The following is a 24,497-nucleotide window of genomic DNA, read 5'->3' as shown; positions in this document are numbered from 1 at the left end:
ACTCACTAAAGATCGAGCATGAGTTATGTTAGTAGGTCCCGGTCTCACCATGCTGAGTCCTCCATTTCGCTGTTACGGTCTATTTCCGACTGGACGCTTTTAAGTACTTCGTTTAAAAATTTCTTAGCAGGATCATGATTGCCCAGATTGGAAAGCTGGGATAGCAACAATTCCTTTAGCGCAAGATCCTCGGCAAACGGCTCACCTGGAGTGCCAGTTTTTACTCCTGCTGAAGTCAGTGCAACATAGGCTTCGGACTGGACGTTTCTATAGCTTTCTTCATCTGAATATTGAAGGTCGTTAATGTTGGCAAAGTTTTCGGTGACCAACCTGATCATGCTTTCGTTCTTTTCCTTGAATGTAGACAGCGAAGAATAGATCGCGATCAAATGATCAGGGTCCTCTTCATTGTTCAGCAAGTTGCTGTAAAAAAGGTAGAGTTCATCATTGATCACAGGAACTGGTTGCAGGTAAGAAAGCAGGTCCTTAGCAAAGTACCTTAGCTTGTGATCGACCGTATTAATGTACCAGCCGATTGCCTTGGAAAATAATTCCATAACCTTTTCCGGTCCAGCTTCTTCGGACAAACGTGAGTAGTCGCCCCTTGGAAGAAATTGGTAAGCGTTATATGATTTTGTTCGCTGTATCTCCTTTATGTAACGATCGAATCGCCTAAAAAAATAGTCCATCACATCATCATCAGCGGGGTAGGCCAGTGACTTTGTCAATGCCCTTTCTATTTCATAGGTCAGTTGGAATCTCTCGGTATGTTTAAGGACCAGTTCTGATAACTGTTCGATCGAGACCTCATTATTATCATGAAGTCTTATAAAGAACATCGCAACATTGCCATGTTGGGTAGCACGGTCCAGAAACTGTTTGGCATAGTCCAGTGCGTTCACATGTTTGACCGAGAACAGCAGTTGGATGGCCATCGAAAGAATATGCTCATTGTCGGGATTTTCCTTCTTGAAAATCTCGATTATGGTGTCGATATCCCTCTGTTTGATTACGGTTTTACCAGGAATGCGGGAAGCATAGCCGTCGAGGATGATATTATCTGCATGGGCTTTATCAAGGGTGCGTAGCTGGTCTATTTTTTCCCAGTAGTATTTATCATCGTTGTGGATAAAATAAAGTGCAGACAACATTCGGGAGGCCAAGGTCCCATAACGTTCGAGATGGTCTGCATATAATTTTTCGTAAAGTACCTTGCAGTATTCGGGGAAGGATATCTCAAGCGTCCGCACAAAGTCCCAAAAGAAATGGGCGGGATATTGCTGTTGTCCGAGATACTCGAGAAGCGCTTCAGAAAGTTCATCAGGTTTTTCCTGTTGGATGATCCCGGTTGACTTTTGTCTCACGTAATCATGGATGTCCTTTATTTCATCTATCCTTCTTTCGGAGTTTGAAAAGAGGTAAGATAAACGTTCGACTAAATTTTTGGGTTGAAGTGCCGTTTTGATCTGCTCTATAATAGGTACGAGTTGATGCGAGATTCCCCATCGTTGAAACCAGTGCAATTTTTCCAGGATGTCTTTCTGTTCGTTGAGGTCGAACGCTCCGCATTTGTCTAGCAGTAATTGTAGAATGGCATTGATCTCATCATCATTTACGTATTGCACCTTATTGTGCTTGGTGGCAAAAATCGAACGAGGAATATCAATAAGGAACTTAAGTACATCGGTACGCAATATTGATGGTGCTGGTGCATCGTTAAATATCTGTATAAGCAATTTGATCATGCGCGATCTGAATTCGACTACCCCAAGATTTTTTTCTGTTAGATAATAGGTTGTGATATTTAATTGCGCAAGGTTGGCAGCGCTCATCTGGGAAATATGGAAGTCGAGCACTGAAAAAGTTCTAAGCACGTTCACCGCAAAGCGAAGTTCCAGATCGCTGAGCTTATGCAGCCTGCTACTGAGGTTTTCCAGGAACGCATTCTGCCTGTTCATGTTAAAGTTGTCGATAATGTCCTTACGGTTAAACGAGAAAATTTCGACAAGCCTTTTATCTTCGGTGATCTTGTAAAGTTGAAAGGCACTTCTAATTACAAAATCTAAGTTTTCCCTAAGATCATAAAGCGCCTTAAGGATATTGACCGCCGTGCCCATGATGCTTTCTCCGGAAACGTAATTATATTTCCTGTCTTCCTCTAGCTCCATAGTTGAAGGATGATCGGGTATCTTCAGCGAATGGGTATATACTTTAATGGCGTATTTTGCAGACTCGGGCCTTATCTGGGAAATACGGAGGATCGTGGTCATTATTACCCTAACGGCATCGGGAACGGATGTCATCGGAATAATATCTATAAAGACCTTTAGTACCTCGGTCAGGACGTCGCTTTGTTCTCCTAAAGAATGTTGGGCACTGGCAAGATTTACGATTATATTGGTACTGAACGGTATCAGTTCGAAGATCATATCGGCAGCTTCGCCGGGTTCTAGATCAGCGACAAGGATGTCGCTGTAATAATCCGGCTTGATTGATTGTACATATCTGCCGCTGACATAGGAGTTTTCCTTAAGCTGCTCCAGAGCAAAGCGGACGTTTTCGGTATTGATGCCGGATTTCTCTGAAATGAGTTTGATGGTTTCCTTCGAATTAAAATCGAAGGGCTCGATCAGGGCAATAATCTTGACAAGCTTTCGCAGCTCGAGTATTGGTACACTGGTTATCTCCTGAACCTTGCGACAATAGGCATCAAAATAGTTATTGACGTATGATCTGAAAAAATCTTTTCTTTTTATTTGTTCTATTGGTGCTCCTTCGGAAATGGCCTGTAGAATAGCTACCATTAAGATCGGTTTTCCAGACGAAATCCCAATGAGCTCATTGATGAACTGGGAAAAGGGGCCGCTTTTGATGTAGCGCCTAAAGAAGTTGTCGGTTTCAGATCTTGAAAGTGTAGTGATCTCAATGAGAAGGATTGAATTCTTTTCAGTTTCCTTGATCAGGGCAAGTGCAGAATGGACTTCTATGGTCCTGGATGTAAGGAGAAGTTTTACGTTTGGAAGTTGTTTGGCGATCGAAAGAAGGTCTGCGATAACCTTAGCTTCAAAATTATGTGCGTCATCGACCAAGACAATGTAATTCCCACCACCGAAAAGCGCCTTGTAGATGCGATCAAATTCGAAACTTTTCGCAGTAAGTACCAGTGCAGTCCATCCATCCAAATGGTCAACATATTTTTGAAAGAAGTGAATAGCAAGCCTTGTCTTGCCAATGCCCGCTTCGCCACTGATGAGTGCCATTGGAAGATCTGAGTGTAGAAAACCTTCCAGTGATTTTAGGTCATCTTCCCTCCCTATGAAAACATTACTGAAACTATCGGGAGCAAACTTGTTTGCTATCAGATTTTTTTCAAACTCGAGCTTGTATTCCCGCAGGTCCGATGAGGTAAAACCGAAGTCGAGCCAGAACTGTATGATAGGATATTGGGACGCCAAAGTATTTAGTTTTGCTCCATCCCAAATGAAAACCTTACATGATTTATTGATCAATGAAAGTTCTGCTGCTGCAACCGTCTTAAGCTCATCCTGCTCCTGTGGTAGCATTTCTACATTGGTGACCAGCACATAAAAGTCTTCGTCCAAAATGCTGGTAATCTCAGTCTTCAGCCTATTTTTTAATGTATTTATAGCAGTGGACCTAGCTACTTGATAGAACTTGAACTGGAAGCGCCATTTACCACTGTAATTATCGTAAGTACCCTCGAACTGTCCATCGATTCCGCCATCAGTTCCGGGTGCCGAAAAAGGCACGTACTTCTTACCGAACTCGGAGGTCAGGAGTATGCTGCAGAAATGCTCAAAATCGTTATAGTCAAAATTGGACCAGTTTATTTTCTCCATGGTATTGAAGGTGCGTTAAGTAAGGCGGATAAATATACTGATTTATGTTCACTGGTTTTGTGTTTCAAATGAGTAAAAGCAATTGAATTTTTCTTACGATTAAACGCTATTATTTTTTTGAGAAAAGGTTTGCATGAATACAACGCCCATGAAATTTATTAAATATTTATCTTAGCATCCTACGAACAAGAGGGTGCAGAAAGTATTACTGGAAAATGAATTGTATGAGCGACTGCTCAGTGAAGATTGGTCGATATTGATTGAATTTCTTTATTATAACAGAAAGGACATAGCTAAGGATGACCGTTTAAGCTATATCGCTTCATTAGTGGAAACCGAATTTTTCAGGAAACTCAAAGACTACGGACATGATCGCGATGATATTCTCATAGTGGCAGAAAGTTTTTACCAATTGCATGGCGGTAAATTCTATAAACTGAAGGATGAAAATTTTGAGGCTGTAAAACTTGAACTGTTGTCGCGAAATCCAACACAGTATAGTCATTTCGCTAAGCGTGATTTCGAACAAACAGTCGAGCTTTCGGTAGAAGAATCTCCGTTGAAGAATTTTGAAGAGAACGTACTGCCTGCTAACTGGATCAATATTTATAACAGATTGTTCGAAATCATGGACGTTAGGGAAGATGCCGAAACCTATTTTTCAGGACCAAGGTTCATCAATCTTGTAAGGAAATATGATCGCTACCATCCAGACTACTATCAGTACATCAGGCAGCGTGAACAGCAGAACCTCAGTACGAAAAGAAAGGTATTCTTTGAGGATATTCTGGCTGGCCTGAGCAGTTTAGATAGGAAGAAGGTGATCGATAATATTCTTGGTATCATAAGACCTTATGATGGGCAGCGTGTAAATCAAATCGAGATTTTACTTTACGGAAAAAGAATATCTGTCGAAGAAAGTGAAGGGCAAAAGATGAAGGTGGTTGTTTTTATTTCCTATTCATGGGACAGCGAAGAGCATAAGGGCTGGGTGTTGACCTTGGCCAACAAATTGACTGCGGATGGATTTGAAGTTAAAATCGATAGATACTCAATGCGTCTCGGCACCAGTGCGCCCTATACCATGGAGCAGGGTATTGAACATGCTGACAAAGTTCTCGTGATCTTTACACCTGGCTATAAGAAAAAAGCAGATAACAGGAAAGGTGGTGTTGGCTATGAGTATTCAATCATGAACGTAAAACTGTACGACAACCAAACGGTCAACAGCAGGATCATACCTGTGCTAAGAAGTGGAAGTAAGCAAGAGAGCATTCCGACATTCATGCAACAGTTCATCCATGTCGATATGAGGGATGATGCGAAATTTGAAAGTAATTACAATGACCTTAAACATGACCTGATGACGCTTTAAAGATTATTAGTCCTCAGATCTTTTTGTATGTTTAGTGTTATGTAGCAATAAGATTTATGATGGAAGAAAAAATGGAAATGGAAGAAAAGCCAGGGAGGGTAATGATGTATGTTCGAGAAGACGTGCCAGAAGATTTTTATTCTTTTGTTGCGGACGAACTCAATGTTGAACAAGAACGTTTGCGCATAGAAAAGCGGGAGCACGGGCCCATGGCTGGTATCGAGTGGATGATGCCGACCGCCCTTGTGGTCTGGCTGATGAAGGCATTTTTTGATGCAACGTTGCAGGAAGCGGGCAAAGATTTTTATGAGCTGAGCAAGAAAAGTTTGGGCAGGCTGATCAAAAAAAGCCATGCCGTAAAATCAAGACTTATCTCAGCGGAAATGTCTCCAAAAAAGCTAAGCGAGGGATATGATCAGTCCAATAGCATTTCGGTAAAGGCGACCCTGCATCCGAATCTGACCATAACGGTACTGTTCAGCGAGGTGCTCAGCGAGGAGGATTTTCACGAGGCAGTTGACAATCTGTTTGACTCATTGGTGGTGCTTTATGAAACTATAGACAAAGAGTGCGGTGGAAAGGAATACGAAAGGATCAGCCGCGATGACCTATTCCTTGTAGCAAATCCCGGTACAAGAAGTTGGGAGATCGTGACACGTTCACAAATGTTCGAGCGTTACAAAGGAGGTTAGCTTGAGTTTTGCCAGTCCACCGTGCTTATGTTTAGACCACATGGTTATTCGACGCTAGATCTATGATGAGCAAAGAAGCCGGAGGCGATAGTATTGTATCGCTCTAACTCTAGCGCTCATCGATGATAAAATGATTTATGTCGACCGTAACCTTTGGATAGGTGATAATGAGGTATAGATGCTAGATATTTGGTCCTTTAATCTACAATGCCATGACCAGAAAAATCTTTATGTTGGTTTCAGTTGCCTCCATTTTATTCGATATGAACGGATTGAAGGCTCAGTCGCCTGTTCCTCAAAAAGCCATTGTTTCCAGTGAATTGAACTTTGCAAGTACTGCCGCACAAAGAGGTTTAAAATATGCTTTTGAGCAAAACCTGGATTCATTAGGGATCATTGCCAGCGGGGTTCATTTGGTTAACGGGCTAAAGGCCTATGCCAAGGTAAAGGCAAACACTACTGATTTATTAGTTTGGTATCCATCCTTTGCCTTTACCAATTTGAGTGAAGATTTTGGTTTTACGACAGGTCCTTATCTTTATTATGGTCATCGCGGACAGCAAGCAATAGCCAGCGGCAACTATTTTTCGATCTGGAAAAAGAATAGTGACCAACAATTTAAGTTGCTTTTTGATGGTGGGGTTAACCATACGAGCATCTATCCAGATTACCATCAAGCGGTACAAACTTTAAACACCCAATTAACTGCGTTCAAAAAGTCGACAAAAAAGGCACCCACAGCACCTCCTACGTTAGCCGCTACCAACGAAGCTTTTCATTACCTAGATGAAGAAGTGCTGCTATTAAGGGCTGATGCTCCCATCAGGTTGGGCAAAATGCACTATGCCCCTACTAATGATGAATTACGTTATTTGCCAAAGCAAAATGGCTACGATGAAAGTGGCCGTTTCTATTACGTAGTGGGGAATTTATATGATCGCCATTCCACGATCGACATCAATAAAATCAAAGGTTTTTATGCCCAAGTTTGGCGTTTTAACAAGAAATGGACCATTGTTGCCGATGTTGTTCAATTAGCCAATTAACTTATCATTGTTGGGTGTACTTGCGGTATTGGAGTGGCGTAAGCTTAAAGGTGGCTTTGAATAGTTTGATAAAAGTACTCACCGATTCGAAACCTATCATGATGACAATCTCGTTGATGGTGCATGTCCCTTTTTCTAAATAACTTTTGGCCCTGCTTAGCCTTATCAAGGCTAGGTATTGGTAGGGCGTAATGCCAAACATTTCTTTAAAGGTTCTTAATAAATGGTTTTCGGAAAGGCAGCAATAATTGGCTACGTCGCAGATATGGAACTTTTGGTTATAATTATTGGAGATATATTCCTTAGCCAACAACAGCCTTTTAGCGATGTCGGTTTTAGTGGATAATCTGGTGAATGGCAATCTCTTCTGTTCTGCGCTAAATCTTTTGCAATGACCATTGATGTAGTCTAGCAGAAATTGGGAGATATATTCATTGAGCAAGGCCTCTTGTGTGTTTAAGGCTATTGTTTTTTCCCATAAGTGCCTAAAGTTTTGTTTCATGTCGGTACTCATAGGAATGATGATCGCCTCGGAGAAATCGAAGATCGTTTCCTCATGCCATTGCTTTTGAAGGAGATATTGTTTTTTTAAAAATGTCGCCATGAAATTGGCCGCAAGGGTGATTGCCAAAGAATGCACAGGAGCATCAGCCTCAATGATACATTGGCCATTATATGTTGGTGGGATAATGGCTAGACAGTCGGGAAAAATGGAAAATTTCCTGGTTCCAATCAAGATATCTTGTCTTTCATTAAAAACTATCCTAATATGAAAAGCCTCTGTCGACAAGTGCAAATGCTGCGCCCCCATTTTTTCATATTCTACCACATTGCCATTTGCCAATACCCTACGCACCTTCATATCGGAAGATCAAATTGATAGCTTCGCTCTTCTTTAATGAAATAAATATTGCCCCAAGCATCTTTCATCTTCGAAAACAACCCGCCTTTACTGTAGTAGGGCGCTGCTATGGATAAAAACCCTGCTGACTTAAGCAAGAAGCAAGCTGCAATGCAATCTTTTGTGGCTACGAGAAAAGATTTTGTAGGAGTAGGCTGTAAATGCCCCCTCAACAACGAGCCTTCATTTTCATCAAGATCTTTTACCCAACACATTTCTTCAGCCAAATGCAGCGACAACCAACTGGAGACTTCTCCAAGGGTGATACGCTCGGCTTGTTCCATTGTTCTGTTTGCGGAATTGATCATGATATCAAAGGGTTAAGACCCTAAAGTTGAAATCATTGTGATCAACAAAAAACCAACATCGACAGCCGCCACACATTCTTCTACAGATGCCTTTATTTTAAACATTAATGTAGCTTAAGCAGAAATAGAGCTATCAAACCAGTAAACGGTCGTCTATCTACCAATTAATGCCTTTCGTCTACAAACAGGTCATAACCAAGCGCATAAGTCTGATAATCAAAAACTGTTCGCTATCTTTATGGCGCATATCTCCTATGGGTTTTATCCAAGCCTAGCTCAGCTCATGTTTGTTAAGTTTTGTTTACAACATAAAAGATTACTTCTTCATCTCATTTTTTGGGGTATTTGTCTCACAATATTAACTTTTATGTTCGCCGTGGGCTTACCAGGGTATTTTTTAGCATTTAAGTTGGTATTAATGCTGTTCCCCATACACGTAGCCTATTACTACACGGTTAGTACCGTCATTATCCCCAAGTTTTTGTATCGCAGGCACTTTATTGCGCTAGCCTTATCGTTCATTTTGGCTTGTGCTTTTTTTACCTGTTGCTACCGTTTGATTGAGATTTTATTTGCCGACCCTTATTTGTTTAAGCAATTAAAGCCATTGAACCCTGGCTTTAAATGGAAAAAAATTGAAGGGACAATCTCGGAACAGTTTTTTAATGGGCAGTACATGATCCATGCCTTGGAGCAGAGCAATTCCATTATTTGGGGCGGCTTATTGATCAAGTTTGTAGGGATGTGGTATGACCGCAAACAAATGGCACTCAACTCTGAACTTAATTTCCTGAAGGCACAAATCCATCCACATTTTCTATTCAACACCTTGAATAATCTTTATGCGCTTACTTTAAACAACTCTCCTGCTTCACCAAAGGTAGTTCTGGATTTATCGCAAATTTTGCGCTACATGTTGTATGAATGCAATACCGATTATGTGCCGCTCAAAAAAGATGTGGAAGTGATTAAAAATTACATTGCGCTTGAACAGCTTCGTTATGGGGATAAACTGGATCTTAACCTTAAAATCAAAGGCGAAATTACCGGACAGCAAATTGCGCCCCTACTCATGATTCCGTTGATTGAAAATGCTTTTAAACATGGTGCCAGCGAAATGATTGAAGAGGCTTGGATCAATATTGTTTTGGAGGTGGAACCTAACGCCATCAAATTGAAGGTCTCTAATAGCAAACCTTTGGAAAAGCATCAGGGGCATCGTTCTCATTTTGGGAAGATAGGCTTGGCCAATGTTAGGAAACGCCTTGAGTTGATTTATCCAGAAACGCACCATTTTACGGTGCATGATGAGGAAGATCTATTTGCTGTGATCCTCCACATTGAATCTATCTCTAACGTATCAGCATCCAGTAAAGTAAAAAATACCCCTATCCATTCCTCATTTACCAAATTAACTGTAGAAAATAAAGGTTTATGAAAATTAAGACCCTTATTGTGGACGATGAGCCACATGCCGTAGAGATTATCCAGAAATATATCAGTGACTTTTCGCAGGTGGAGTTGATTGGTACTTGCAACAATGCCGTACACGCTTTCCAACTACTGCAAGATCAAAGCGTGGATTTGATTTTTCTTGACATCAAGATGCCAGGGCTATTGGGGACTGATTTGGTAAGAAGCTTAAAAAGCCCGCCGAAAGTAATCTTCACTACTGCTTACCAAGATTATGCTCTTGATGGTTTTGATTTAAATGCGGTAGATTACCTGTTAAAGCCCATTCCGTTTGACCGTTTTTTGAAGGCCATGGACAAAGTGTTCGACCTTTTTAAGCTTCAGCAACAGAAAGTTGATGTGCCAGTACTTGTAAATGAACAAAAAGTGGAAGATTATCTTTACCTGAGGATAGACCGAAAAAGGGTAAAAATTAATGTGAATGACATTTACTGGATGGAAAGCTTAAAGGACTACATTAAAATTACCTTGAAGGATAGGGTGTTAATTAGTAAACAAAAAATCGGTGTGTTGGAGGAACTGCTACCAGAAGATAAATTCATTAGGATCCATCGGTCTTTTATGGTCTCTATGGATAAGATTGAAAGTTATCACTCCTACGCGATCGAAATCTTGGGCAAGGAGTTACCTATTGGGAGAAATTACAAAGCAGAATGTAAAAAAAGATTGGCCATAGGTGTGTAAGTTATCCGTTTACGAGAGATAAGGTGTTATCTATCTGCCTTATCAAGCTGTTTATCGACAAAGAGAGGATATCTATTCGTCAATTTTCATTTTAGTAACTTAATTAAAGTTTTTAAATGAAAATATTCAAGTTTTTAGGCATTATTCTAGCCATTGTAATTTTTGTAGTTTTAGGAGCTGGCCTTTTCATCAATTTTACTCAACCCAATGTTGGAGAAGCTCCCAAAATTATTGTTAGTAGCGACAGCATTACCGTTGAAAGAGGTAAATACCTGGCTAATCATGTAGCGGTATGTATAGACTGTCATAGTAAGCGCGATTGGAGCCTATTTAGCGGCCCCGTAGTGGCGGGCACCGAAGGTAGCGGAGGCGAAGTGTTTGATGAAAATGCAGGTTTTCCTGGTAAAATCTATTCGTCTAATCTTACGCCCGCAGCCTTCTCTTCGTGGTCTGATGGGGAAATTTATAGGGCTATTACTGCGGGAGTAGGAAAAGATGGGCATGCGCTGTTTCCTTTGATGGCCTACTCACGTTTTGGAAAAATGAGTATCGAAGACATCCAAAGCATCATTGCTTACCTTCGTACGCTCAAACCCATTAAAAATAGCATTCCCAAAACTGCATTAGATTTCCCAGTGAGCTTGCTTAACAAACTTGGTCCAAAAGCTGCCGAGCATCAAGTACTTCCTGAAGCTGCAGACAGTATTAAGTATGGCGCTTATTTGGTAAATGCCGCTGGCTGTGTGGATTGCCATAGCAAACAAGATAAAGGAAAGATTGTGGAAGGCACTGCTTTTGGTGGTGGGATGGAATTTGTTCAACCTGCTGGCATTATTAGGGCACCCAACATTACTAAACATGCTACATCAGGCATTGGTAATTGGACACGTGAAATGTTCATAGCCAAGTTTAAAGCTTTTGAAGGAAATACCATGAAAGTTGAAAAAGGTGAACTGAATACCCCAATGCCTTGGAAAATGTATAGCGGGATGACTGTTCAAGATTTATCAGCCATTTATAGCTACTTGCAAAGTCTTCAGCCTATTGATAACCAGGTGGAAGTTAGGACCTACAAAAAGTAATTCATATACAATGAGAGCCAGGCAATAAATAATTGCCAGAAAGCCTTGCATAGCGCAAGGCTTTTCTTTTTATCGTACGATTCGTCATTTCCCACTTTTACCAGCAATTACCATTGACCATAAATATCCAAACCAAATAGTACCACAGATTATTGAGCGATGGTTTAAATCTTCTTATTCTAGCTTCTTATTATTAAGGGGGGTATTCTGTGAGCTTTTCGACGCCAGCCTTACGCATTCATTTTAGAGCAAACTAAGAACAAAAAAACCGGCAATGTCATTAATGACATGCCGGCCCAACACTACTATGAAAAATAGGCCTAAGGCCCCACAACAATGCGTTACTAAAAAGTATACTTGATCCCAAATCCTCCACTTTCTGCGCCAAAACCACCACCGTTAAAATCAAAAGCAGGCATCCAGTCGGCACTAATTGCAATAGGTGCTTTCGGAAATTTAAATTCTAAACCAGCCATTGCTGCAAGCCCATAGCTTGAGGTTCCTGATGAAGGATATAATGAAGAATAAACGGATTCTTTGTAAGAGAAGTGACTATAGTAAGGACCTGCTCCTACTAACCAATGCAAACCTGCCACTTCGGCAATGGGTTTTTCGTATTGATACAAAGCAGTAATGGCGATATCGTTTCCTAAACCGCTATATCCTCTGTAACGTACAACGGCTTCTATTGCCTGGTCTTTTTTAAAGAAATGCTTTCCAGTAATTGCGATCCCCCACATGAATTTAACACCCAGCGCTGTTTTATAGGGGCTAGCTGATTCTTCTATCTTGGAACTTGTTTCTTTTACTGGGGCTTTAGAAAGTTCATTTGATTGTTTTTCCTTCAGTTCGACTTTGGCAGTAAACAACTTTGGATCGGCAACAGGTGCATCACCAACAGGCTTTTGATCTGCTTTCTTTTGCTGTACATTTGTGCTTTTTTTAACCGTAGCAACTTTTTTCTGTTGAGCGTTAATTTCGGTAGCAGCAAAAATAGCTACCAAACATAAAATGGATTTTAGATTTCTCATTTAATTATAATTATTGATTTTATTGATTTGAAATAGGTGATTTTTCCGTTGACCATCCGTAACGAGGGACACGGTTAGGTAAGCTATCTGCTTAGTTTGATGTTTAAACTTTGCCAATTACTTTTGTGTGCTACGGCCATTTGCGTGGTATATTGAAAGATTGGCGTGAACATTACCGTAGCGGTGGCAGTAGGACCAGACGGCTTTAGCCCCCAGAAAGGAAATGAACCCGCATAGGTGCCTGTCTCTTGCATTTTTAAAACGGTACCATCGGCAAGCTTGGCGCTTATGGCATACTTCCCAACGGGAATATTCAATGCGGTAAGTGCCGCTATGCCAATATTTTTCTTAATGACAAAGGTTTTGTTTTCTCCAAAAATACCTGGTCCATCAGGTGTCAGGGTCACTTCAATAGTTCCGTTTTTTGGTAAATATTCTGGGATGTTTCCGTCCCAATCTATGTTATAGTCGAACGAAATTGCACCACCGTAGTAATTGGTTGAATTACTTGGCTGTGCTGCTACTTCCGATTTTTTGGCGAGTCCATAGGATTGCAATACAAAATTCTTTACCTGGCCATTTTCTGAAGCAAAGCCTGTAGTGTTATCATCTGCAGGAAAAAGGCCCATCACCGCTTTACCTTGTCCATAGTCTTTTTCATATCCTGCCGCATAATAAGTAATCGCTCCGTAGGGCAGCGATATTTCATAATATCCGTTTGCGTTGCTCACTGCATGGGCACCATTGGTGGTTCCTACGGTAGCTCTTATCCCGATATACGCACCTTCTAGGGGCTTTCCTGTCATGTCAGCGACATAACCTCTTAAAAATCCCTTTTTTACCTCAAGGGATGGGAAATTGGGAAGTGCGGGTTTAGCATCGCCCATTACATTCACAAATGGTTCATTAGCAGCAACGTTTAAAGTCACCTGTCCACTAATTGGAATAAGATCTGGTTGTTTACCCCAACCTTGGTTGGGTTCACCTTGAGGCTTTTTTGAGCAGCCTGCAAATATTAGGGCGATAAGTAATAATCTGTTGTACATCATCTGATTTTAAAAAGCACAAAATTGCTATGTTATAATTTTCATCACAACCACCGTCGATAGTTTACTGCATTTAGCCTAAATAAGTCCATAATTAGCGACGAACTGCATTTATTAACCCAAGGCATAACAACCTTTAGTTATAAAAAAAGCCCCAATGAAATTCATTGGAGCCGTCTTAACATATGAAAACTAAACTAATTAAAATCTGGTTGCGCTAAGCTCAAGTTCTACTTCGATGTTGTTTTTGATCTTTTTATCTGCAGGTAGGTTTTCCTGCGATGCGAAGGTCATACCCCATTTGGTTCTGTCAAAGCTAAATTTAGCTTTAACGGTTACCGCAGTATTGGTGATATTGATTTTGGCGGGAATGTCTAAAGCGATTTCTTTTCCAAGCAAACTCATACTCCCTTTGATGAGATAGTTATTGCCTTGCGCATCGACGGTTATTTTCTCAGCTGTGTTTATCTTATACACTACAAAGGGATACACTGCCAGATTAAAGAAATCAGTGGTTTGCAAATGGTGCAATAGTTCAGCTTTTTCCTCTGTACTGAGTTCGTTAGTGATCAAGATTGATGATACGGGAATGCTAATTTTCCCACCAACGATTTTGTCTCCCTCTAAAAAGATATCTTCGCCGCTCAACCCAATGGTCCCCGAGTTAAAATATCCCATTTCTAAATAGCCCTTCCAAGAGGCTTTGGCATCAGTTGTTAATACAAGCTCTTCCCTTGTTTCATTTTTATTGTCTTTTTTGCAAGCTACCCAAAGCGAAATTGCTATCACCACGGCCATTAGCTTCAAACTATTCTTTCTTAATTTATTCATACTAAATGATTGTAAAATTTTATGATTTAATGTTGTTCAACACGATGGTTGAGTTAGTTGTATTGCCATTGAAAATGGTTTTGGTTTCTTGTTTCACCATACCAATTCCATGAGCCATCCAAAGCGTTATCGTTTCGGTACCTGTGGCGTTCATCATTGGCTTTCCGTCTAAATTAGTTTGTTGCTTTTGAGCGGTGGTATATAGAAATTTGCTACATACAAATGTGCCCCCTGGAACGGTAATAGTTTCTACTGCTGTAGCCGTGCCTTCGTTTTGTACAATTTCCTGCAACACCTCGATTTCTACATTATCTCCTGATTGCTTCTGAATGTATTTTAGGTATTGACCTGTTTTTGCGGGCACTTGCCAAGTGAGCTTACTATTTTCTTTCATCGCATTTTCTACGATCATATACCCTGGAAAGCCAATTGCTCTTGCTTCTACCACTTGCACATTAGGTATTTTCCTTAGCCCTTCTACCAAGAGGTACCATGCGTCAGGCATGTTAAAGCTCGTATAGGTTTTTCCGTTGGCTACATACAGGCCGTTATCCAGCGCCATATCGCCCCCCGCTGCGCTCACATTGGTATGTAGGTTATAAACTTGTATTCCAGCTGAGTCTTTTCCACCATCAATCCATTTGGTTGCCGTACCTACGTTCACGTCATCATTGATGATGCTATAGGTATATTTAGTATTCAAGCGAGGCACAAAACTATTTTTGTCTGCTTCTTTTAACACTACTGTGCCCTTTTCCTTTTTACAGGTAACCATTGCTATTCCAAAAACCAGTAACACCAAACTTATTCTGGCTATTTCTTTCCTTTTCATATTTCTTCCGTTGTTATTTATGCAAAATTAAATTGACCAAACAGGCGGGCCAAGAAACGTAGACAAAAGGCATATAAAGATCGACCGAGGGGCTCTAATTCAATCCCGAGAAGTAAAAAGATCTGGTGTTACAAGAACATTTTTGCCGCAAGAGGCCGCTATTTTCAATGTATTTATTCGTTGCTTATCTATACAAAAAGCAGCCTATTATATATAACAGACTGCTTTTGCGAGTTCATGATCCATCTACTAAATGTTATTGCCTGGATCACTTATTATTCAAGATTCGTTTTATTTTTTCCTGTATCTAAATTTAGCGCTAAACGGTATTGCATTCCCAAAACAATAGGCAGTGCCAGCAGTTTTGGGACGCAAGTTGCCTTTAGCATCTCCAGAAACTAATCCATCTTTTGTACCTATCACTACAATATCGCCTTTTTCGTACAATGGTTCAGTCGAATTGCATGCGGTATAGGTAGAAGAAAAATACTGACTCCCCGAGTTGAAAGTAATCAATACTTTCTCTCCAAACACCTTCAATCCAGTATTTTCATCTGGGGCTTCGAAGTGTACTCTGGCCCCACCTGAACTTCCATAAAAATTAACGTACATTCCACCACCACTCCAAACATCTACTTTTTCATCACCAGCCCAACTTGAGCTATTTCCGATTTGATATATGCAATACTCTTCGGAAAGCACCACAATATCGCTAAATCTTAACACCGTTTCCGTTTTTCCTGGTTCAAGCGGAAATAATACGGCCTCTACGTAAATCCTCATCAATGATTTAGGCGCCGCCGCAGGTGCAACATAGGTATTCGAAGCTGCAGCTCCTCCCACTAATTTACCCCTATCAAGTGTGCTAGTTCCCCAAAAACGCCACTCCTTTACCTTTACATCTTCTATTTTTACAGTTGGAGCCAATAAATCATCATTATCGGGACTTTCTTTGGTCGGCATAAAACAAACTTGCAACTCAGTGCTTTCGCCCTTTTCTAAATTTTCTTTACCTGTATTTTTAATGTAAATATCTGAAATGGCTACCCAATCACTAAAATGGCGAGTTTTAACGGTAACCGTTTCCTTGTAATAGTCAACTATCGCATCCTTCGCTTTATGCCAATATCCATTTTTGTCTTGATAAGCTAAACGCAATCTAGAAGGAATCATGTTACTACTACTATAATAAGGCATAGTGATTTGGACATCCTGCTTAAACGTCACATTTTCTGGCAAAAATCTGTAAGTAGTGCCAACCGCTCCGTCAGCCAAAGTTCTGGATACTTCTTGGACACTGAAATTTACATCTCCGTCAATTGCTCCTGCTGGGATCACCAACTTCACCGTGGTGTTGGGCACGGTTACTTCACCACCCGCCGCTCCTATTATTTTTTGTGTAGCTGTACCTACAACTTCGCCATGCTTGGTTTTTACCGCTCCTGGAATTTCAGTATCTGGTAATGGATCATTAGGTTTTTCATTCTTCTTTTTACACGCGGATATTGCTACCACCATCAGCAATATAAAAATCCAGTTTACTCTCTTTTTCATCTTGTCATTCTTTGCTTTATTTTCAAAACATTTACATCAACGTATTTGATCACTGTCTTTTAAAACAGCCTACAAAACTGATGACTATTAAACTCTTGATTCGTAATGGTAGACAGATGGTGCATATAAATAGATAGACAGCTGTTAAAAAGCTACCAGATGCCATAAGGTATTTAATATGTGGACAGTACTTTGTTCACCTCATCATATTTGCTATCTGCCTTCATATTTGGGCTGTATGTCTACAGAAGTGATAAACAGCTTATTGTTCTCCTATCATTACCAGTCTTAATATTCCCAACGTTATGAATAGAACGATTATCAATCCCATTATAAAAGATGAGGTCACCTTTATACAGACTTCAAGTGAGACTAACGGAGAATTTAGTGAACTAGAAGTTAAGCTAATGCCTAAAGGCGGAACGCCCATGCATTACCATCGAAATTTCGATGAACAATTCATTGTGCATCAAGGTGAACTTACTTTATGCCTTCGCAATCAAAAAATCAAACTGAAAGCTGGTGAGCAGTTTGTCGTGAAAAAAGGAAAAGTACATCGATTCATTAATGAGTCCGATCATCCAGTACATTTTACTACAATTATCAAACCTGGGCATGAAGGTTTTGAAAATGCGCTTTCCATTCTTTACGGATTAGCATCAGACGGAAAAACAAATCAAAAAGGTATCCCTCTTAGCCTAGTTGAACTTGCTGTGGTGAGTAAAATGAGTGACATGAACCAAGCGGGTATCTTATCGCTATTATCTCCATTAATGACTTTATTGAACAAAGCTGCCCAATGGAAGGAAATCGACCAACAGCTTATTGAAAAATACTGTATTTTTTAAATCATATCAACAGCAATCATCATTACTTATTACAGGTATGCGTAGTGCCGGCAATAGCCTGCTCAATTACATTACCGTCTATTGATGCCCATTGATTAATGATTTTATCTTCTAGAAATTCAAAAAATCTATAGCCTGTAGTGGATATTTCTAACCCAGTAGCTGGATAATTTCTCCACTCCCCTACATGTTTCAGTTTCATGGTAATTCTGATGAATACTTTATTGTCTTCTGCGATCATATCTTCTACCATTGTTCGGTGCTGAAACGACATACCAGTTGCTTTGATCCACTTTTTAGTACCTTCCATATTGTTAGGAAAGCCTTTGGGCAGTGAGTGATCTACAAAATGGGGACTCAGATAACTTTCCAATTCTTCCACCTTGTTTCTATTCCATACGTTTTCGATAAATGTTAAAACGATTTCTTTTTTATTCATTTCTTTGTGTTAATTAAATTCACCTTTACTAACCAAACTTGGCCAATCCTTTAAAAAAGAAATGACCAAACGCCCACTTAAGAGACTGTTTGGCCATTTACTATATTGATTTTTCTCTTCTAATATCCTTTGTTTGGAACTAACTTAGGGTTCTTCTGCAAGTCATATAAAGGAATCGGTAGTATTACGTAGTCAGAACCGTAAGGTTGTTCGGCAATGATGCTATGTGCAGGAATTCCTCTTCCTGTCCTCAAAAAATCGAATATGCCTTGCCCTTCAAAAGCAAGCTCCAATCTTCTTTCTTTAAGAATAAGCTCAATCAAATCTGCCTTCGTTGTTGGTGCGATGATATCGGCAAGCGACCTACCTCTGATGACGTTCACCAGCGCTACCGCATTAGGATCGACCGTGGTGGCAAGATAAGCCAGCGCTTCCGCTTTAATCAGCAAAATTTCTGCATATCGTAATACAGGCACCCAGCTTTCGGTAGCAGGATATTTAAGTGTCCAATAAGAGCCCGCAACTTGTTGAACAAGATTTTTGAAGCGTAAATCTTTCGTTTGATCTAAAAGGCCTATGTATTCTGCACTGATATTGATATCCCCTCTTTTGGTAGCTCCATAATGTTGACCAAGGGCATTGTTGGTATTGGGATTATCTGATACGCTCATCCCTATTGAAAAGATACTTTCTTTGCTGTTATAGGTTTTGAAAGTAGTCGCTGGATCATCATTTAGCCCATATTTATTGGCGGTTATTACTTTATCGGCAAAGGTTATGGCTTTAGTGTAATCACCTTTATAAAGATACACTCTGGCCAATAATGCTCGTGCTGCCGCTTTGGTTGCTCTGGTGATGTCCGAGAAACTAGGATCTCCGTAATCGTTTGGCAATTGATTTTCGGCAGCTAGCAGGTCATTTTCTATCTGAGTATATACTTCTGCCACCGTAGCGCGAGGCAATTGATTTTCAGCACTAAAGGGATCTTCTACAGATTTGAGTACCAAAGGAACACCTAAGTGTGTGGCATTTGCGGTGAACTTGTAAGGCTGCGCCCATAGGTTCACCAAATAGAAATAACAAAGCGCCCTGATAAACTTGGCTTCTCCAATATATTGTTCAGCCTTATTTGCCGATACTACATTTTTTGCGGCCTCTAAATTTTTCATGAAGAGATTAGCTTCACCGATACTGGCGTAGGCTCCCTGCCAAGCCAATTGTGTATTGGTTTCTGAAGAAGTTACCGAAGTAAACTGTGGAAGGCTTCCGAAGTAGGTTGGCGGATTGACGTCAGTTGCTCTGATATCTGCATAAATTAAAACCCGTCCCCCAAAAAAGTTGGCATTTTGTAGTGCATTGTACATGCCAATGGCTGACTTCTCTACGCGTTCGGCCGTTTCAAAAGCCGCTTGTGGAGACAAACTGTTAATGGGGTCCTCAAAAATTTCCTTTTGACATGAGCTCGTTAAAACCAGTATCCCACAAACTAAACCGAAACCGATTTTTGTGTTAAAATATTTTTTGATCATGATTGTGTTATTAAAGTGTTGCGGATAGATTAATGGTGTAGGTTCTTGGCTGTGGAATACCTCTGTTATCAAAACCTACCGCTAGGTTAGAATTGTTCCTATTATAGTTTACTTCTGGATCTATCCCACTATAGCCGGTGATGATGAATGCGTTGTAGACCTGACCAGATACGCGTATGTTACCAAAGCCCATTTTCTTTACCCACCTGTCTTCTAATTTATAGCCTAATGAAATGGTTCTCATTCTTAAGAAATCTCCTTTCTCCAAAAATCTGGTTGAAGTTTGGTTCGCGGTTTGATCCAACATGTACAAGCGTGGTACATTAGTAATCTGTCCAGGAGCCGTCCAGCGTTCAAGAATTCTGGCATCGTTATTCTGAAAGGTATTGGTCATCATTGAAGAATAAGTGGTGTTGTACAGGTAGTTTCCACCCTGATATACCATGGAAAGCCCCAGATCCCAGTTTTTATAGGTAAAAGTGTTATCAAAACCACCATACCATTTAGGCACTCCTGTTTTTCCTTCCAAATACACTTGATCGGCAGCGCCTAATGAAGTTGTAGTTCCATTCTCAAGCATGTACTTTTGCGTTTGCTGGTTCCATATTTTCTTGGTTTTCCCATCGGCCGCGTACCACATTGGGTAACCTGTTGCTGGATCTACCCCTGCCCACTGGATCATTTTATAAGTTCCCAAGGCTCTGCCAATACTGGCCACTGTTGAAGAAGAAACAATATCGGCATTATTGTTACTAGCTACTAAACCCGTTACCCTGTTTCTGATACCTGTAAAATTGAGCGAAGAGGTCCATGAAAAATTTTCCTTTTTGATATTGGTGGTATTCAATGTAATTTCGATCCCTGAATTTTTCATAGAACCAATATTGGTTACCACTGATGAACCTGGAACACCCGCCGTATGTAATACTGGGGCGGCCAAAATAAGGCCTGAGATATTGGTATTGAAATAATCGACAGTAAGCCCTATCCTACTCGTAATCATATTGGCGTCAAAGCCGATATTGAATTTTTTAGAGGTTTCCCAATGCAAACCTGGGTTACCCACTTGAGCACTTCCAAATCCGTTTAAGCTAGCATAGTTAGCACCACCATATAGTGTTAACGAAGCATAGGAAGGTACACCTCTGGAGTTACCCACTTTTCCGTAGCTACCTCTGATTTTTAAATAATTGATGTACTTACTGTCTTTAAGAAATCCTTCCTGGCTAGCTATCCATCCGAGGGATACACTAGGGAAAGTGCCCCATCTCTTGTCTATGCCAAACTCTGAGAACGCATCTGATCTTACTGCACCTTCCACAAAGTATCTGTCGTTATAGATATATGATAAGCGACCGAAATATGATTCTAATCCGTTTGAAATGATATTACCATCTGACCCTAGATCAGTAGCCGCAAATGTACCTGAGATGATCTCATTGAAAAATGGATCAGCGAAATCTGCGGCGTAGGTATACATCGAACGTTGACGGGTATATTGATATTCTGTACCTGCACCAATGCTAATCCTGTGTTGCCCAGCGATTGTTTTATCGTAGTTTAAGTAGTTTTGCCATACCCACTGGTTAACGGTTAAGTGCACATCCTGTACTAAACCATTAAAGGTAGCACCCAAACCTGCAATTTGTGGGTGAGAATATTGGTCTTCAAAATTACTTTGGTTATCGATACCGAATTTAGAAGTCAATTTAAGTCCGCTGATAGGTTGTACTTCTAAGTAGATGTTACCCGTAATGTTTTCTGGCGTATTTTGATTTCGCTGAAAATCTACCGTAGGAAGCGGATTATACACCCTATTTCCGATGAAACTTACCCCTTGATAAGAAGTGATGTTATTACCCAATCCAAGATAACCTACCACACCAGTAGTGGTAAGATTATAGCCTTTTGGACCATCAGGATTAAAAGGGGAAACTGTTGGCGCGGCATTATATCCAGAAACCGAAAGGCCTGCAAGATACCCGTCTGTTAATACCCCAACGTTTCTTGTTTTGGTATAAGAAAGTTCAATACCCGATTTTAACCAGTTAACAGGCCTAACTTCTACATTTGCTCGTACCGAACCTGTTTGAAGTTTATTACCATATAAAATCCCATTTTGATCTGCATAACGCAACGATGCATAATAGGTCGCTTTTTCACTGCCCCCCGAGATCGCAAGTGAGTTATCAGAAGTTTTTCCAGTTCTAAAAACGTAATCGTTCCAATCTGTTCTATCAGGAATGCCATCTTTATTTACATCACTATCCTTAGCAATAGTACCTACTGCGGCACCATATCTATTAAATGCCTTTTCATTGTTAATGAGATTAAATTGATCGCCATTAGTTAAATTTGGCAGATTTGAAGCTGTGGCAAAACTGTTTTTAGAATTGATGCTTACATGAGATGTACCTGCTTTACCTTTTTTAGTGGTCACTAAAATTACGCCGTTGGCTGCCCTAGAGCCATACAATACCGATGCCCCAGCGTCTTTTAATATTTCAATTGACTCGATATCTGCCGTATTGATTAATGCCAAAGGGTCAAACCTGGTCCCGTTTCCACCGTTCAATACGTTAAGATTCTCTCTTGAATTGGCGGGTATACCATCAATTACCACTAACGGAAGTGAGCTGGTAGAAATAGAGTTTACCCCTCTAATTCGAATAGAAACACCGTCAGCTAGTGTTCCTCCTGTACTTGAAATTTGAACCCCAGCTGTTTTCCCAGATAGGGCCTTATCAAAGCTTTCTACTGGTTGTGAGGCAATATCCGTTCCTTTAACTTTGGAAATGGCACCATTAAAATCTTTTACAGCTTTTGTGCCATAGCCTACCACCATCACTTCTGTTAAACTCTTTACATCAGATTCCAAAGCGACATTCACTACTCCGCTAGCATTAATTGCTTTGGTTTGTCGAACATAGCCAATGGCATAAAATTCTAAGCTTTTTGCTTCAGCATTCACCACCAAAGTAAACTGCCCCTGGGCATCTGTTTGTACCCCAGCAGTGGAGCCTACCACACGCACTGAAGCTCCTGGAAAGGGCTTTCCATCTTCACTTGTAGTCACCCGGCCAGTAATGGTCCGCTGTTGAGCAGACAATAACAGTGCATGAGCGACCATTACCATTAGTAATAGTATTTTTCTTTTCATACTGTTTAATAAATTGAATTAATTGATGATCGAAAGGTAAAGGGATAAATGAATCTAAAATGTTCCTATACCACCTTTTTGAGTAAGGAAAGTCTATTTAGCGCATGCTAATAATGAAGCTATCAAAACACATCATGAAGGATCTTTCAAAAGAAAAGGTCAACTTGCTAAACAAATTGACCTTGTATATGATGGTTGGGGAAAGCCAACCTTGATTGATGTTTCCTGATACCGAAGTCTTATTTTATGCTTTCAATCGTTTCGTCCATTTCTTTTTGAATGGTCCGCGTGACCATCAATCGTGTATTAAAATGATCCGCATTTTTAATCATTTGCACTTGTATTCCTGCGCCTATGGTTTTTATTTTCTTCTCAAACATCAAGGCTGAATGCTGTAATAAATAGTTGTCATTTTCGCCCACATAGATTCTAATTTTTTGATCAACATAGTGCTTGATCTTAGGCCAGTTTTGTTGCACATAAAGTGCAAGATCATAAGGCCGCCAAGAATTAGCAACCATTTTATTGATTTTACCCGTAGTTGGATCAAAAAGGGCTTGTGGCCTTCCATGGTGATCTGGCAAGCCAAACGCTGCTTCGAATGATTGTTGTTGGCCACCATCACCATCTACTTGTTCCTTTACAAAGGTATTCCGCAAGGTAGTTTTGGGCTTTCCGTTAAAGATATCAATGCCTCGCTCCATTTTGTTACGGTCATAGAAATAGTTTTCATCTTGATAGATATCCACGCCTGTAAAACTGCTAAAATCAACAGGATCAGGTGACGTGGCCCAACAGCCGCCAAATTTTTCGGGAAAATGTAAAGCTAACCAAATGGCTCCATAACCACCTGAGCTTTGTCCAGTGATTAATCTATGTTCAGGCGTTTTACTTATTCTAAATTGACTTTCTAAATATGGGATAAGTTCATTGATTAATGCTGAACCCCAAGGTCCGTTCACTCTTGAATCGACAAAAGCATGTAAGCCAAAAGGAGTTTGGGTTTCGGGATTGAGGAATACAAAGATCTTTTCCTGCCCCTCACCTACGCCATAAGCTTGATGTTGAGATTTGCTGTTGGCCTGATGGTGGTTACCCGTCCAACCTGGAATGACATATACCACTGGGAATTTACGTTGTGGTTGACTTTCATAGGAAGCAGGCAAGACTATACCTGCTTTCATAAAAATGGCTTCCTTTCTAAACTTAGTTAACAGCTCTGATTTTAGAACGACTTCTTTGGTCAACGTGCTTTCTACAAACTTTCTCTCTTTGGTGACGTGGGTCAACGTTAGCACTGGTGCTTTAGTTTGGCCACTATCGAGCTTGGCCACTAGTTCAAATTTGGTATATAAGTTCCCAGGAGCACTATAAGACCTTTCTTTAGTATTCGTATCCAAAGTGGCGACCATTTTGTAATAACCCTTTGGAAGTGCATCCATCACCTTAGGATAGCTATCGGATGTCTTATCTAAGACTTGTAGTGTTCCTGTTTTCCAATTTATGACGTTGATGGCATAAGAAGGCCATTCTTCTTTAGATGCGCCAAAAGCCTTACTCGTATCTGACTGTAGATACACGATGAGCCTTCCTGTATATGGTCCTTTTAATGAGGTATCTAATTGTACCTTTATCACATTTTGGGCATATGCATTCGTGGTTATCATAAATACCCATAGCGATATTTTAAGAATCTTAATCATTATATGTGAGTTTACTGATAGAACTCAAATATGAGCATACAAATAGCCGTTAATAAATAGTAAGCGCAGAAAGCAGCAGTTTGTAGACGAACAACATTTTTTC

19 protein-coding genes are annotated in these 24,497 nt (G+C 40.3%); 7 read left to right on the top strand and 12 right to left on the bottom strand.

Features of this window, described 5'->3' with window-relative positions; translation table 11 throughout:
* Positions 1-44: 44 nt before the first annotated feature.
* Positions 45-3,860 carry an NACHT domain-containing protein gene (locus DUT70_RS00550; protein WP_113645308.1) on the bottom strand — a complete coding sequence of 1,272 codons (3,816 nt, stop codon included), beginning with the start codon at positions 3,858-3,860 and terminating at the stop codon, positions 45-47.
* Positions 3,861-4,053: 193 nt separating this feature from the next.
* Between DUT70_RS00550 and DUT70_RS00545 the strand changes: the two genes are divergently transcribed.
* The 3 genes from DUT70_RS00545 to DUT70_RS00535 all read left to right on the top strand — a co-directional run bounded on the left by DUT70_RS00545 (position 4,054) and on the right by DUT70_RS00535 (position 6,973).
* Positions 4,054-5,235, top strand: a complete 1,182-nt coding sequence (locus DUT70_RS00545; RefSeq protein ID WP_113645307.1) for a toll/interleukin-1 receptor domain-containing protein — start codon at positions 4,054-4,056, stop codon at positions 5,233-5,235.
* A gap of 56 nt (positions 5,236-5,291) precedes the next feature.
* Positions 5,292-5,927 carry a hypothetical protein gene (locus DUT70_RS00540; RefSeq protein ID WP_113645306.1) on the top strand — a complete coding sequence of 212 codons (636 nt, stop codon included), beginning with the start codon at positions 5,292-5,294 and terminating at the stop codon, positions 5,925-5,927.
* Between the two features lie 212 nt (positions 5,928-6,139).
* Positions 6,140-6,973: a hypothetical protein gene (locus DUT70_RS00535; RefSeq protein WP_113645305.1), complete on the top strand. Its 834-nt coding sequence runs from the start codon at positions 6,140-6,142 to the stop codon at positions 6,971-6,973.
* Between the two features lie 4 nt (positions 6,974-6,977).
* Here DUT70_RS00535 and DUT70_RS00530 read toward each other — a convergent pair whose 3' ends face one another.
* Both DUT70_RS00530 and DUT70_RS00525 read right to left on the bottom strand, forming a co-directional pair.
* Positions 6,978-7,835 (bottom strand): helix-turn-helix transcriptional regulator, encoded by an 858-nt coding sequence (locus tag DUT70_RS00530; protein WP_113645304.1) that lies wholly within the window; start codon positions 7,833-7,835, stop codon positions 6,978-6,980.
* On the bottom strand, positions 7,832-8,182 hold the full coding sequence (locus DUT70_RS00525; RefSeq protein WP_128353257.1) for a hypothetical protein: 351 nt from the start codon (positions 8,180-8,182) through the stop codon (positions 7,832-7,834). Before DUT70_RS00525 ends, DUT70_RS00530 begins: the two co-directional genes overlap by 4 nt.
* A gap of 418 nt (positions 8,183-8,600) precedes the next feature.
* Between DUT70_RS00525 and DUT70_RS00520 the strand changes: the two genes are divergently transcribed.
* The 3 genes from DUT70_RS00520 to DUT70_RS00510 all read left to right on the top strand — a co-directional run bounded on the left by DUT70_RS00520 (position 8,601) and on the right by DUT70_RS00510 (position 11,421).
* Complete coding sequence (locus DUT70_RS00520) at positions 8,601-9,620, top strand: sensor histidine kinase (RefSeq protein WP_205529704.1); 1,020 nt, start codon at positions 8,601-8,603, stop codon at positions 9,618-9,620.
* Positions 9,617-10,339 carry a LytR/AlgR family response regulator transcription factor gene (locus DUT70_RS00515; RefSeq protein ID WP_113645301.1) on the top strand — a complete coding sequence of 241 codons (723 nt, stop codon included), beginning with the start codon at positions 9,617-9,619 and terminating at the stop codon, positions 10,337-10,339. Before DUT70_RS00520 ends, DUT70_RS00515 begins: the two co-directional genes overlap by 4 nt.
* 116 nt (positions 10,340-10,455) lie before the next feature.
* The gene (locus tag DUT70_RS00510) at positions 10,456-11,421 is read left to right on the top strand and encodes a c-type cytochrome (protein ID WP_113645300.1); all 966 of its coding nucleotides are present in this window, start codon (positions 10,456-10,458) and stop codon (positions 11,419-11,421) included.
* 344 nt (positions 11,422-11,765) lie between these two features.
* Here the strand turns inward: DUT70_RS00510 and DUT70_RS00505 are convergent, their stop codons facing one another.
* From DUT70_RS00505 to DUT70_RS00485, 5 genes are all read right to left on the bottom strand, one after another.
* Positions 11,766-12,452: a hypothetical protein gene (locus DUT70_RS00505; RefSeq protein ID WP_113645299.1), complete on the bottom strand. Its 687-nt coding sequence runs from the start codon at positions 12,450-12,452 to the stop codon at positions 11,766-11,768.
* Between the two features lie 83 nt (positions 12,453-12,535).
* Positions 12,536-13,501 (bottom strand): carboxypeptidase-like regulatory domain-containing protein, encoded by a 966-nt coding sequence (locus DUT70_RS00500; RefSeq protein WP_128353256.1) that lies wholly within the window; start codon positions 13,499-13,501, stop codon positions 12,536-12,538.
* Positions 13,502-13,699: 198 nt separating this feature from the next.
* The gene (locus DUT70_RS00495; RefSeq protein WP_113645297.1) at positions 13,700-14,329 is read right to left on the bottom strand and encodes a YceI family protein; all 630 of its coding nucleotides are present in this window, start codon (positions 14,327-14,329) and stop codon (positions 13,700-13,702) included.
* A gap of 19 nt (positions 14,330-14,348) precedes the next feature.
* Entirely contained in the window at positions 14,349-15,161 is an 813-nt protein-coding gene (locus DUT70_RS00490; protein ID WP_113645296.1) for a TapB family protein, read from the bottom strand.
* 291 nt (positions 15,162-15,452) lie between these two features.
* A complete protein-coding gene (locus DUT70_RS00485) occupies positions 15,453-16,715 on the bottom strand; it encodes a hypothetical protein (protein WP_113645295.1) in 1,263 nt (420 codons plus the stop codon).
* Positions 16,716-17,020: 305 nt separating this feature from the next.
* On the opposite strand from DUT70_RS00485, the gene DUT70_RS00480 reads away from it, so the two are divergent.
* A complete protein-coding gene (locus DUT70_RS00480) occupies positions 17,021-17,563 on the top strand; it encodes a cupin domain-containing protein (protein ID WP_113645294.1) in 543 nt (180 codons plus the stop codon).
* Between the two features lie 22 nt (positions 17,564-17,585).
* Here DUT70_RS00480 and DUT70_RS00475 read toward each other — a convergent pair whose 3' ends face one another.
* The 4 genes from DUT70_RS00475 to DUT70_RS00460 form a co-directional block, all read right to left on the bottom strand.
* On the bottom strand, positions 17,586-18,002 hold the full coding sequence (locus DUT70_RS00475) for an ester cyclase (RefSeq protein WP_113645293.1): 417 nt from the start codon (positions 18,000-18,002) through the stop codon (positions 17,586-17,588).
* Positions 18,003-18,121: 119 nt separating this feature from the next.
* The gene (locus tag DUT70_RS00470; RefSeq protein WP_113645292.1) at positions 18,122-19,531 is read right to left on the bottom strand and encodes a RagB/SusD family nutrient uptake outer membrane protein; all 1,410 of its coding nucleotides are present in this window, start codon (positions 19,529-19,531) and stop codon (positions 18,122-18,124) included.
* A 10-nt stretch (positions 19,532-19,541) separates the two neighbouring features.
* On the bottom strand, positions 19,542-22,691 hold the full coding sequence (locus DUT70_RS00465; RefSeq protein WP_113645291.1) for a SusC/RagA family TonB-linked outer membrane protein: 3,150 nt from the start codon (positions 22,689-22,691) through the stop codon (positions 19,542-19,544).
* A gap of 239 nt (positions 22,692-22,930) precedes the next feature.
* Positions 22,931-24,394 (bottom strand): alpha/beta hydrolase, encoded by a 1,464-nt coding sequence (locus tag DUT70_RS00460; RefSeq protein WP_113645290.1) that lies wholly within the window; start codon positions 24,392-24,394, stop codon positions 22,931-22,933.
* Between the last annotated feature and the right edge of the window lie 103 nt (positions 24,395-24,497).

Source organism: Pedobacter chitinilyticus (assembly GCF_003313385.1).
GTDB lineage: Bacteria > Bacteroidota > Bacteroidia > Sphingobacteriales > Sphingobacteriaceae > Pedobacter > Pedobacter chitinilyticus.
This window is presented reverse-complemented; position numbering and strand designations above follow the sequence as displayed.